At 71.4% G+C, this 13,173-nt stretch carries 6 protein-coding genes; 3 read left to right on the plus strand and 3 right to left on the minus strand.

The window, feature by feature from the left end; translation table 11 throughout:
- Positions 1-328 precede the first annotated feature (328 nt).
- The 3 genes from ACV530_RS26495 to ACV530_RS26505 all read left to right on the plus strand — a co-directional run bounded on the left by ACV530_RS26495 (position 329) and on the right by ACV530_RS26505 (position 10,025).
- Positions 329-7,840: an SDR family NAD(P)-dependent oxidoreductase gene (locus ACV530_RS26495; RefSeq protein ID WP_494335126.1), complete on the plus strand. Its 7,512-nt coding sequence runs from the start codon at positions 329-331 to the stop codon at positions 7,838-7,840.
- Between the two features lie 14 nt (positions 7,841-7,854).
- On the plus strand, positions 7,855-8,865 hold the full coding sequence (locus tag ACV530_RS26500) for a beta-ketoacyl-[acyl-carrier-protein] synthase family protein (protein WP_494335127.1): 1,011 nt from the start codon (positions 7,855-7,857) through the stop codon (positions 8,863-8,865).
- A gap of 110 nt (positions 8,866-8,975) precedes the next feature.
- Positions 8,976-10,025 carry a class I SAM-dependent methyltransferase gene (locus tag ACV530_RS26505; protein ID WP_494335128.1) on the plus strand — a complete coding sequence of 350 codons (1,050 nt, stop codon included), beginning with the start codon at positions 8,976-8,978 and terminating at the stop codon, positions 10,023-10,025.
- A 93-nt stretch (positions 10,026-10,118) separates the two neighbouring features.
- Here the strand turns inward: ACV530_RS26505 and ACV530_RS26510 are convergent, their stop codons facing one another.
- From ACV530_RS26510 to ACV530_RS26520, 3 genes are all read right to left on the minus strand, one after another.
- Positions 10,119-11,522 carry an amino acid permease gene (locus ACV530_RS26510; protein WP_494335129.1) on the minus strand — a complete coding sequence of 468 codons (1,404 nt, stop codon included), beginning with the start codon at positions 11,520-11,522 and terminating at the stop codon, positions 10,119-10,121.
- A gap of 93 nt (positions 11,523-11,615) precedes the next feature.
- Positions 11,616-11,906 carry a lantibiotic dehydratase C-terminal domain-containing protein gene (locus tag ACV530_RS26515; RefSeq protein ID WP_494335164.1) on the minus strand — a complete coding sequence of 97 codons (291 nt, stop codon included), beginning with the start codon at positions 11,904-11,906 and terminating at the stop codon, positions 11,616-11,618.
- Between the two features lie 61 nt (positions 11,907-11,967).
- Positions 11,968-12,969 carry an MsnO8 family LLM class oxidoreductase gene (locus ACV530_RS26520; protein WP_494335130.1) on the minus strand — a complete coding sequence of 334 codons (1,002 nt, stop codon included), beginning with the start codon at positions 12,967-12,969 and terminating at the stop codon, positions 11,968-11,970.
- Positions 12,970-13,173 lie beyond the last annotated feature (204 nt).

The raw sequence follows: 13,173 nt of genomic DNA on the forward strand, positions 1-13,173 counted from the left end.
TGCACCACGCCCGGCTCCGCTTCGGCGCTGGACGCCCGCCGCAGGGACCAAGGACGGGGCAGTTCGTTCTGTCGGCATTCCCGGAACCCGAGCAGACGGTACCGCCGGCGTCCTCGGACCGCTGTGCGGGCACTACCGAGGCGTTTGTCCTGCGTGGTCCGGGCGCGACGCAACCGGAACCGGGCTTTCCCCGCACCGTTTCCGGCTCCGGGCAATAGGCCAAAAGTGGGGCCTACACGCAGTTGACCGTTCATCCGGCGGGCAAACAGACTTGGGTCCTCGCCGCAACGGCCCAGCACGGCAAGGCTGACACCCCCTGGAGAGGCCCGTGTCCCGGAACGCCGTATGCCCGCAGGAAGGCCTGAACGAGGAAGCCATCGCGGTCGTGGGAGCGGCCTGTCGGCTGCCCGGTGGCATCCATGGACCGGACGCGCTGTGGGAAGCGCTGACGACCGGCCGCGACCTGGTGACCGCGGTGCCGCCGGAGCGGTTCGAAGCGCATCTGTTCGGGAACGGGCACGGGCCGGGCCGGAGCCCGGCCGCCGTCGGCGGGTTCATCGGTGATCTCACCGGGTTCGATGCCACGTTCTTCGGCATCGCTCCCCGGGAGGCTGCGCGTCTCGACCCCCAGCAGCGGCTGCTGCTGGAGCTCGCCGTGGAAGCCGTCGACGACGCCGGTGTGTGCCGTGAGAACTGGGCGGGCAGCGACACGGGAGTTTTCGTCGGGGCGTCCACCAAGGACTTCGGCGACCTCCAACTCGCCCGCCCCGCACGGTTCGACGCGGGCACGATGACCGGCGTCGCAGGGGCCGTCATCGCCAACCGCGTCTCCCATGCCTTCGACTGGCGCGGAGAGAGCATGGTCGTGGACACCGCCTGCTCCTCCTCGCTGACCGCCCTGCACCACGCCTGTGCGTACCTGCGGGCCGGGCGGGGCCGGGCCGCGCTGACCGGCGGGGTGAACGTACTGCTCAGCCCCTGGCCGTTCGCCGGTTTCGCGGCCGCGTCCCTGCTCTCGCCATCAGGCCGCTGCCACACGTTCTCGTCCCGCGCGGACGGATACGTGCGTTCCGAGGGCGGGGTCGTGCTCCTTCTCAAACGCCTTGGCGACGCCCTGGCAGACGGGGACCGCGTCCACGCGGTCGTCCTGGCCACCGGGGTCAACAGCGACGGCCGCACCCAGGGCCTGGCCCGGCCCAACCCCCGGGCCCAGGAGGCCCTGCTGCGCTCGGTTCACGCCGCGGCCGGGTATGACCCGGACCGGCTTGCCTATCTCGAGGCGCACGGCACGGGGACGGTGGCCGGGGACGGTGCCGAGTGCGAGGCCGTCGGCCGGGCTCTCGGCGCGCTGCGTTCCCGGGCGCTGCCCATGGGCTCGGTGAAGTCCAACCTCGGCCACCTGGAGCCCGCTTCGGGCCTGGCCGGGGTGCTGAAGGCCATGCTGATCCTGCGGCATCGCACCATACCGCCCACCCTGCACGCCGAACCGCTCAGCCCGGAGATCGACTTCGAGAGCTGGAAGCTACGGCCCGTGCTGCGGTGCGAACCGCTGGCCGGCGAACCGTGCCCGGTCGTGGGAGTGAACAGCTTCGGCTTCGGCGGAGCCAACGCGCATGCCGTCCTCGCCCCCGCCCCGCCGCCGGCCGCGGTGGCCCTGCCGACTCCCCGCACGAAGGACGGCGAGGTCACCGCGCGACCGCTCCCGGTCATGGTGAGCGCCGCGGACCCGGCGGGTCTGGCACAGTCCGCCGAACGGATGGCGCGACGGCTCCGCGACTCCGCGGACGCGGAGTTCTACGACCTGGCCCACACCGCCTGCCGACGCCGAACCGTCCATCGTCACCGCGCCGTTGTGCTCGCCACCGACCGGACCGAGGCCGCCCGAGGGCTGGATACCGTGGCCGAGGGACGGCGCACGGGTGCCGTCGGGTCGGGCCGTGCCGCGCAGGACGGCAGGATCGTCTTCGCGTTCTCCGGCTTCGGATCGCAGTGGCCCGGCATGGGGGCCGGGCTGTTGCGTGACGATCCGGTCTTCCGCGCTGCCGTGCGGCGGCTCGACAAGGCGCTGCGTCCGCACCTGGGCTGGTCCGTCCACGACGAGCTCGCCGCTGCCTCCACGACCCGGCTGGGCCGTACGGAAGTCGCCCAACCGCTGCTGTTCGCGGTGCAGATGGGCCTGGTGGCCGTTCTGAAGGAGCGGGGAGTGCACCCTGCGGCCGTGGTCGGGCACAGCGTGGGGGAGGTCGCGGCCGCCTGCACCTCCGGGGCGCTGGACCTGCCGACCGCGGCCCGTGTCATCGCGGCCCGCAGCCGCGTCCAGGCACCCACCGTCGGCGGGGGGCGCATGGCCGTGGTGGGCCTGCCCGTAGCCGAGGCCCGGGAGGAAGTCGCCCGTGCCGGAGGCCGCTTGGCGATGGCCGCGGTCAACAGCAACCGTGATGTCACGCTCGCCGGGGACGAGAGCGTCCTGAAGGAGCTGGGGGAACGTCTCACTGGCCGGAAGGTCTTCTTCCGGCTGCTCGACCTCGACTACGCCTTCCACAGCTCTGCCATGGACACCGCCCAGGCCCCCCTGCGCGCCCTGCTCGGTGACGTCGAACCCGGTCCCGCAGCCGTGCCCTTCGCCTCCGCTGTCACCGGCGGCCTGCTGCCGGGCGAGGAGCTCGACGCTGCCTACTGGTGGCGCAACATCCGTGAGCCCGTCCTGTTCCGCGATGCCACCCGGACTCTGTACGACCAGGGACACCGCGTCTTCCTCGAGGTTGGCCCCCACCCCGTCCTCGTCCCCTATCTCAAGCGGCTGCCCCTCCCCGGGGAGGACCACGTGGCGGTGGCCCGCACCTGTGCCCAGGGCGGTGACGACCGCCGCGACCTGGACCGGTGCGTGGCCCAACTCCTCGCCTTCGGCGGACAGCCGGACTGGGACGTGTACTTTCCCCGGCCCGGGCGCCTGGTCGACCTGCCGGCCTATCCCTGGCAGCGGGAGCGCCACTGGAACGGTGAGACCCACTGGTGGACCCATGCCGCGGGTGAGCGGCCGACCGCGTCCGCCCACCCACTGCTCGGCCCCCGGCTCGCCTCCTTCGAACCCGTCTGGTCCGGCCCCCTGGAGCCGTCCCGGCTGCCCTGGCTGTCCGACCACAAGATTGTGGGCGCGGTGACGATGCCGGCCGTCGGCTACCTCGAAGCCGCCTTCGCCGCCGCCGGGGAGAGCTTCGAGGGCCCGGTGGAGGTACGCGACCTGCAGATCGTCCGTCCCCTGACCGTGGCCTCGGCCGACGAGGCCGCCGAGACCCCCGCGCCCCGGCTCCAGGTGTCGCTGTCGGACCAGGACGGGTTGCTGAGAATCGCCTCCCGGCCGGACGACCACGCCGACTGGCGGCTCCATGCCCGTGCCCGGGTCCGGCCCTTGCTGCGCCCCGAGCCGGAACCGGCCGTGGTCGGCGAACCCGCCGGGCCCGGCACGGTGCGCGTGACCAGGAGCGAGCACTACGCACGTGCCGAGCGGTCGGGGCTGGTCTACGGGCCCGCCTTCCGGGTCCTGCGCCACCTCGACGTGGGCGAGGACGAGGTGTTCGCGTCCTACGCCGCTGCCGGACCGACGGAGGCGTTCCGCGCCCATCCGGCGCTCCTGGACGGGGCGTTGCAGGCGGGAGCCCAGCTGCTGGCCGCCACGGACGGCCACGACGCCGTCCACCTGCCGGTGACGATCGAGGCGGCGCGGCTGTGGCGGCCTGTGCCGGCCACCGGCTGGATCCACGTCCGTGCCCGCAGGGACAGGACCCCCGAGGTGTGCTGGGACGTCCGCATGATGGACGGCGATGGCCGTACCACTGTGGAGCTCGAAGGATGCTCGCTGCGCCCGCTGCCCGCCGATGCGGCCCGGAGCCGGTTCGGCCGGTGGGAGACGGTGCTCCATGCCCGGGCCCACCCGAGCCTTCCGCACCCCGCGCCGCGCTCTGCAGAAGTCACCTGGGACAGACTGGCCGACGCCGCCCGCCGCGCGGCGGCCGACGGGCCGGCGAACTGGATGCAGCGGGACGACGAAGCCGTGCGCCGCGGCCGGGAGATCGTCGCGCACTGCACCGCCGTCGCTGTCGGCTCGTTGGTCACCGCCGCCGATTTCTCCGTTGACGAGCTGATCGCCGGGGGCATGGCCGGCAAGCACGCGCGGCTCATGGCCATCCTGCTGCCCATGGCCGAGGCACACGGGCTGTTGTGCCGGATCCCCGGCGCCCCCGGCCCCCGTTGGCGGTTGACCAGTTCGCCCGAACCGCAGCGCGTGGTCGGGGACGCGGTCCGCGACTGCCCCGAACTCGGCGCCGAACTGGCTGTGTACGCCCGGTGCGGCCTGCACCTGGCCGAACTCCTGCGGGGCGCCCGCGACCCGCTGGAACTCCTCTTCGCCGAGGCGGACCGGCATCTCATCGAGCGGCTCTACAGCCACGCCCCCCACATGAGCACATACTGCCGCATGTTGCGGGACACGCTCCGCGAGCTCGTGGCCGCATACCCGCCCGGCCGCCCGCTGCGCATCCTCGAAGTCGGCGCCGGCACGGGCGGGATGACCGACTGGCTGATGGACGTCCTGCCGGCCGACCGCACCGAATACGTTTTCAGCGATGTCTCCGAGGCGTTCTTCCCACGCGCCTGCCGCCGTTTCGCCCGGCACCGGTTCATCGACTACCGGGCCGTCGACATCGACCGCCCGCCTGCCGAACAGGGCCTCACCGAGGGGTCGTTCGATGTGGTGGTCGCCCACAACGTGCTGCACACGGCCCAGGACCTCGGACGGGCCGCCAGTCACCTGGGGCGGCTGCTGGCCGCGGACGGCTGGCTCCTCGCGATCGAATCGCACGACGAGACCTTCGTGGCACCGATCTTCGGACTCCTGGACAGCTTCTGGGCCTTCACCGACACCGGGCTGCGGAACTCTTCCCCACTGATCGGCTCCGCACAGTGGGAGTCGCTGCTGCACGCCCACGGCTTCGCCGAAGCCCATGCCGTCGGGGCCAGTACAGGTGCCGGTGCCGGGGCCGGTGAGCGGGCCCTTTCCCTGCTGTGCGCCCGGCGTTCGGCGGATGCCGCAACTGCCGAGCCCGTCCTGCCCTCCGCCTCCCGGCCCGCCGCACAGTGGATCGTCGCGGCGGAGCAGCCCGACGGCGCACCGGCCCGCCGCCTCGCAGCCCTGCTGGGCGAAGCCGCGGGCCCCGGTGTCCACCACGTTCCCATGCCGTCCAGCAGCGACGCCTGGGCCGGGCACCTGGCGTCCGCCGGAGCAGGGGCACACATCGTGCTCCTGCTCGACGGCGAGCGGCCTCCCCTCACGGATCCGGAGGCGGTCATGGCCCAGGCGGTGCGCCGCATCGCCGTCCTGGCCGACTTCGCCCGGGCCTACGCCCGGCTCGATTCCCCCGCCGACGTCGCCGTATGGCTCGTCACCTGGTCCGGCGCCGCGCTGCCCGACCCGGCAGGTGCCTCGTGCCCCGGCGACGCCGTGCCCTGGGGCGTCGCACGCTGCCTGGCCGCTGAGCATCCGACGCTGACGGTACGCCGCGTCGCCCTCGACGACGGCACCGATGCGGCCGGTGCCGTCCGGTTCCTGGCCCGTGAACTGCTGGAGCCCACCACGGAGGACGAGATCCTGCTCACCGCAGACGGACGGTTCGTCCCGCGCGTCCGCTACGGCCCGTACACGCCCGTCGCGCCCTCGACCGGCGACACACCCAAGCCGTACCGACTGGAGCTGCGCGACCCGGGGGTCTCCCACCGCCTGGTCTGGACGGCGGCCGGACCACCCGTGGCCGGGCCGGACGAGGTCCTGATCGAGGTGCGGGCCGCGGGGCTGAACTACAAGGACGTCATGCTCAGCATGAGCATGCTGCGGCCCGACTCTGTGGGGGGCGCCGTCGGCGGGCCGTGCCTGGGGCTGGAGTGTGCCGGTGTCGTCATCGCCGTCGGCTCACGGGTGACGGGCCTGGCACCGGGAGACCGCGTGTGCGCCCTTGCCACACCCGCGCTCGCCTCCCACGTCGTCGCGCGGAGCACCACGACCGCCAGGATTCCCGACGGCATGAGCTTCGCCGAGGCGGCCACCATGCCGGTCGTCTTCCTGACCGCCCACTACGGCCTCGGCCGGCTGGCCGGGCTGGCGCGCGGCGAGACGCTGCTGGTGCACGGAGCGGCCGGAGGCCTGGGACTGGCCGCGCTGCAGTACGCGCGCTCCCGGGGCGCCGAGGTGATCGCCACCGCGGGGACACCGGCCAAACGGGACCTGCTGCGTGCGCTCGGCGTCGGGTGCGTCCTCGACTCGAGAAGCCCGGACTTCGCCGAGCGGGTGCGGGAGGCCACCGGCGGGCAGGGCGTCGACGTGGTCCTCAACTCCCTCGCGGGGGACGCGCTCTTGCGCGGCGCCGAAGTGCTGCGCCCCTTCGGCCGGTTCGTCGAGGTCGGCAAGCGTGACATTGACGGTGACACCCATCTGCCGATGGGGCTGTTCCGGCACAACGTCTCGTTCCACGCCGTGGACATCCACAGTCTCGTGCAGGGCGGGGAGGGGCCTCAGGAAGTGATGCAGGAGGTCTTCGACCGCCTGGGCGGCGCCTATACGCCGTTGCCGTACCAGAGCCATCCGGCCGAGCGCGTCGAGGACGCCTTCGGAGCCCTGCGGCACTCACGACACATCGGGAAGGTGGTGGTCACCTTCGACACACCGCCGTCCGTGCTCGAAACACCACAGGCCGCACCTGCGCCCGATCCCGACGCCGCGTACCTGGTGACCGGCGGCCTCAGCGGCCTGGGAGCCGCCACCGCCCGGCACCTCGCCGGCCGCGGGGCGCGCCGGCTGGTGCTCGCCGGCCGCCGGGGCCCGGCGACACCGGGGGCCGATGCCCTGACCGTGGAGCTCGCGACGCGCGGAGCCGCCGCATCGGCCCACGCGGTCGATCTCGGCGAAGCACGCGCCGTGGCCGCACTCGTGCAGGAGGTCGCGGCGGAAGGACGGCCGTTGAAGGGCGTCGTCCACGCCGCCATGCTCCTCGACGACGCCCCGCTGGCCGAGCTGACCGAAGAACGCATCCGCGCCGCCCTGCGGGCCAAGCTGCTGGGCGGATTGCTGCTGGATGCCGAAGTCCCCGAGCCCGTCGACTTCTTCGTCGCCTGTTCCTCGACGGCCGCCCTGCTGGGCAGCCCGGGGCAGAGCGCCTACGTGGCGGGCAACCTCTTCCTGGAAGCCCTGGTCCGGTCGCGGCGGATGGGGGGTCGCCACGGACTGGCCGTCGCTTGGGGAGCCATCCGCGACACCGGTTACGTCGCTCGCGAGGGACTCGAACAGTCCTTGGAACGCAGGGGGATCGGCGCGATCACGGCCGCCGAGGCGTGCGCCGCCCTGGACGGGGTCCTGGCCGCCAGTGAAGCCGTCGTGGGAATCGGCCGGATCGACTGGAACCGGCTCGCATCGGCCGTTCCGGCATTGGCGGCACCGAGGTTCGAGGAGGTGATCACGATCCCGGCGGACGGACAACAGGGCGATGGGCCCGAGCAGTTGCGCCGGCGGCTGGCCGACGCCGCTCCCGGGGAGGCGCTGACCATGGTGACCGACGTGCTGGCCCGGGCTGTCGCCGAGGTCCTGCAGACCACCCCCGACCGCGTCGACCGCGGGCGCCCGCTGGACGAACTCGGCCTGGACTCGCTGATGGCGGTGGAACTCGTCGGCGTCGTCGCCCGCCGCCTGGGCTGCGAGATCCCCACACTGGAACTGCTCAATGCCGGCAGTGTCACCGACCTCGCGTGCCGGGCCCTGACCCGTATCGACCGTGAACCCTCCCCCGCACCCCGATAGACAGGGACCCGGACATGCGTATCGACTCCCGCATCGCCGTGGCATCGGCTGCCCTCTGGCTGCCGGCCGGACGCAGCACCGCCGAGGACGCGCTGATCGACGGCATTCTCGCCGACCACCACAGAGTGCCTTCCGGCCTCGAGTCCGTTCCCGAGGGCCGCGGGGAGACCCCCGAGGAAATGGCCGCCGCGGCCGTGCGCCTGGCCCTGAAATCCACCGGCCGCACGCCGGACTCCCTGGACCTGCTGGCCTACACCTGGGCCGCTCGCTTTGCCAAGGCCCCGTACTCGCCGCCCCACCGGCTCGCCAGGTTGCTGTCGGCCGACAACTGCTCGTCGGTCGGCATCACCCAGGTCTGCAACGGCGGGGCCGCTGCACTGGAAACCGTCGTGGCCCGCATGCTCACCGAGGACCGTATCCACCTTGCCGCGGCGGTGAGCGCCGACAGCTTCGAGCAGTTCGGCACACTGCGCTGGAACGATCCGGGGATGCTGGTCGTCGGGGACGGCGCCGCGGCGGTGGTGCTGTGCCGGCCCCCCGGACCGCTCGTCCTGCGTGCCCTGGCCACCAGCGGACACACCTGCTCGGGGGAGCTCGACGTGGGGGAGAACGTCCGGCACTTGGTCCCGGGTGCGGAGGCCGTGACTTCCGCTGCCACGATGCTGGCCGCGGAGGCGCACGGCAAGGAGGAAAGCGGTCGGTGCGCCCACCGGGCCGTGTGCGATGCCCTGGCCGACGCGGGGCTGGAGGCGGACGACCCCAGGATCAAGGAAGTGCTCCTGCCCCGGGTGACCCCTTCCTTCCTCGACGGCTTCCTCTGCCCGGCGTTGCCCGCCCCTCTGCGCGCCAAGGCGAGAGTTCCCGATCTGCACACCGGCCATCTGGGCGCGGGCGACGTCCTGGCCAATGTGGAGTACGTCCTGCGATGCGTTCCCCTGGCACCCGACGAGCATGTGCTGATCGTCAACACTGCGCAGGGTGTCACCGCGTCATGTGTGGTGCTCGCCGGGGGCGAGATGGGATAGGCGGCGCGGGCGTATGGATCAAGTTCGGCCGGTCGCAGGCGTGTTGTCCAGCGTCTACCGGCCAGCGTTGACCTGACCAGCGTTGACCTGACCGAATGGGGGAGCATCGGATGGCCGCAGGAAAGACAATCGACGAGGCAGCCCGCCAATACTACAAAAGCGAGGTTGCCGAGGGAGTCGACCGCTTCTTTCGGGACTGCATTTCCAACTGTCCTTGGTGTGGTTCGGCATCCATTGGTACGTGCATACGCGCCCGGGACATGCAGCAGGCCAAGCCCGGAGTGTTCACCCTGGACAGATGTCACGAATGCCGGCATGTCTTTCAGAATCCTCAGCTCAATATCGAGGGGCTGAGCTTCTACTATCGGAACTCCTACGACGTAGTCGGCACCAAGGCCGCTGATCTGGTGGCAAAGTTGGCGACAGGTTGTATTCGTAGGCGCGCGCTCATGGTGCAGCCGTATGCCGCGCCACAGAAATGGCTGGACGTCGGTGCTGCTTATGGGCACTTCTGTTGGATAGCCCAGCAATTCTGGCCGGACACCAGATTTGATGGCCTTGACATCGATGACGGAGTTCTCGTGGCCCAGCGTCGGGGCTGGATCCGAACGGCGTATCAGGGAATGTTCCAGGATCTTGCACCCGCTCTGCCTGAGCGATACGACATGGTCAGCATGCACCAGTATCTGGAACATACGCCCGATCCTCGCCTCGAGCTCCAGCTCGCAGCGAAGGTGCTCAATCCAGGAGGTCATCTTCTGATCGAGGTACCCGACCCCGAATGCCCTCCCGCTCGCCTTTTCGGTAGGTATTGGTACGCGTGGACGCAGCCGCATCACCTGCATATGTTTCCGCTCGACAACCTCAAGGAAGCGCTGACCTCTTCCGGATTTTCTGTTGTGGCTGTCGAACGGCGAAGCGACGTGCGCTTGGACTTTGCTGCGGCTGCCCGCATTCTCCTCTTTATGGAGTTCGGGCCGAATCCGGTCCGCCCGTGGGCGCCACGACCGGCTACTGCGGTCGACTATGCGCGCCGCATCACCGCATTGGCCCTCGGCGGATTTACAATTCCCGCCTGTTTCTTCCTCGATCAAACCGTGGGGAGACTCCTGCTGGGAAACAGGAACGCCTACAGAGTCTTGGCTGCGAAGTCTTCGTAGCCGGATCAAGCACTGTTCCCGACGGCGCCAAGTGCCAGCGTGGCCGGTTCCCGTGATAAGGAACCGGCCTTTTGGCTGTAGCGGCGGCTGCCGTCAACGACCCGCCGCTGCGCGCTGCTTCGCGTAGCCGGTCGCCGCCAGGGCCAGGGCGAGGCCGCCCGTGGAGTAGAGCTGTACACGCGTGCCCGCGTCGAGGGTCATGAGGACGAGGACGCCGATGACCCCGGCCAGGGCCACCCAGGTCAGATACGGGAAGCACCACATGCGCACCGCCAGCTTCTCCGGGGCCTCGCGCTCGAGGCGGCGGCGCAGGATCAGCTGGGAGACGGCGATGAAGCCCCAGACGATGAGGACGACCGCGCCGACCATGTTGAGGAGCCAGGCGAAGACCGTGGTGGGCCACCAGTAGGAGAGGAGCACGGCGAAGAAGCCGAAGGCGGAGGACGCGAGCACGGCTCGACGCGGGACGTTGCCGGAGACCTTGGCCAGGATCTTCGGGCCCTGGCCGCGCGACACCAGGGAGTGGGCCATGCGGGAGGAGCCGTAGATGTTGGCGTTCATCGCGGAGAGCAGGGCGATGAGGACGACCACGTTCATGATCTGTCCGCCGGCGGGGACGCCGAGGCGGTCGAGGACGGCGGCGTACGGGCCGTTCTCCGTGATCGACTTGTCGTGCCACGGCAGCAGCGTGACGATCACCAGCATCGAGCCGACGTAGACGATGCCGATCCGCCACATCGTCGTGCGCACGGCCTTGACCACGCCGCGCCGGGGGTTCTCGGACTCGGCGGCCGCGATGGTCACCGTCTCCAGGCCGCCGTACGCGGCGACCGAGGCCAGCAGGCCGATGAGCAGGCCGTTCACGCCCATGGGCATGAAGCCGCCGTCGTGCACCAGGTGCGCGGCGCCGGGGGAGTGCGTGCCGGGCAGGAGGCCCGTGATCGCGAGGATGCCGAGGCCCAGGAACAGCGCGATGGCGCCGATCTTCAGCGTGGCGAACCAGAACTCGAACTCGCCGAAGTTCGAGACCGCCGCCAGGTTGCTGCCGCAGAACAGGGCCATGAAGACCAGCACCCACAGCCACGACGGGACACCCGGGAACCAGCCCTGCATGATGTGGGCCGCGCCGATCGCCTCGATTGCCACGCCCACGACCAGCAGCGTCCAGAACATCCAGCCCGCCGTGAACCCGGCCCACCGGCCGATGGCACGGTCGGCGTGGACGGAGAAGGAACCGGAGACCGGGTTCGCCGCCGACATCTCGCCGAGCATGCGCATCACGAACATCACGAGCAGGCCGGATATCGCGTAGGCGAGCACGATCGACGGCCCGGCGGCGGTGATGCCGGCACCGGAGCCCACGAAGAGGCCCGCGCCGATGACACCGCCGAGGGCGATCATCGAAAGGTGCCGCTGTTTGAGGCCCTTCGACAGCGGAGGGCTCTGCGGTGTGGAGTTCTCGGTCTCCGGGGGAGGAGACGTGAGTGTCCGGCTCATGGTCGCGCCTGTCCAGTATGCGAGATCGGAAGGCATGAGTATGGACGGACGGCCGGAGAGGCGTACGGGCCGTCCGTTATCCGGACGGTTGCCTCACTCAGGGTGATCGTGACGCGGCGGTACATTTCCGCGTCGGTCCAGGTAGCGGCGCCACATGCCGTACGCGGCGGCCTCCTCGGGGCGCTGGAGTCCCATGCGGTTGCAGTGCATGTGCAGCAAGCTGAGCGGGATGCCCTGCCGGTCGGACCACAGCGTGCCGTCGGCCTCCGCGCGGTCGAGACGCGCGGCGAACTCGGGGCCGGTCCGGGCCCAGGACTCCCCGGCCCCGGCCAGGGCCCGGGCGTCGGGGCCGTCCGCGCCGCCGCCGCCGACCGTCCTGGCCAGGTCGTGGCGGGCGGCGGGTCCGGGATCAGGGCGCGGGCCACGTGATCCAGGCTCAGGGCGGTCAGGGCCTCGCGGGACGACTCGCCGCGTTCTTCCTGGGCCGGCATATCTCTGCCATCAGTTCCAGGGTGCGCGCCCGCAGGGCGTAGGGCGGGCAGGCCGTGGTGACGACGAGTTCGTCCGGACGGTAGGCGTCGAGCACGCCGGAGAGCGCCTCGGCGACCCGGTCCGGCCCGCCCGCCAGGACGTCCAGGGTCCGGTACGACTCCAACGGCTGGGCGAGCCCGCGGAGTTCGGCCCAGTTCGGCTGCGCGGCGAGCTCCTGCAGTTCCGCCCAGCCCGGCTGTGCGCCGCGCGGCATGTTCGCCCAGGACAGGAACCCGAGCAGGGAGCGGACGTCGGCCTCGTCCTCGGCACAGACGACGCGCACGCACACGGCGGCGTACGGACGGTCGCCGGGACGCCGCGGACGGAACCGCTCCCGGTACATCTCGACCAACTCGGGCTTCGCGTCGGGGTGGACGAACTGGGCCAGGCACATCGCCATGCCGTTCTCCGCGGCGGCCTCGGCGCCGCCCGGCCCGGCCGCCATCATCCACAGCTCCGGCCGCTCGGCGGCGGGCAGGTGGGGGCCGTCCGGATCGGCGCCGTCGATCTCGGCGATCAGCGAGGCGATCTGCTCGCCGTAATCGGCCCGGGGGCCGGGCGCGAGCAGCTTCTGGATCTTCGGGTCGGCACCCGGGCCACGGCCGATGCCCAGGTCGATCCGGCCGGGGTACAGCCGGGACAGGAGGTTGAACGTGGACGCCACCTTCAGCGGCGAGTAGTACGGCAGCAGCACCGCGGCGGAGCCCACCCGGATCGCCGCGGTGGCCGCGGCCGCCGCGGCGACCAGGATCTCCGGCGATCCGCAGCCGCTGGTGGGGCCGTGGTGCTCGGCCGCCCAGAACCGGTGATAGCCGTGTTTCTCGGCATGCCGGGCCAGCTGTACGGCCTGTTGGGCCGCCGCCGTGGCGCCCGTAGCGGCGAAGACCGGTACCTGGTCCAGAACTGACAAGTGCACGTGCGGTTTTCCTTTTCAGTTGGTTCAGTTGGTTCGGTCGATTCGGTCGGTTCGGTACATGAGGCTGTGCCACATCGCGTACGCGGTCCGCGCCCGCCCCGGGGTGGCGGCGCCGCAGCTCGTCGCAGAGGGCGTCCGACTCGACGGCGTCGCGGGCGAGCTCCAGGGCGGTGCGCACGGGGGCGGTGGCGCGGACGGAGACGG

It is taken from the genome of Streptomyces sp. SX-6 (assembly GCF_059089585.1).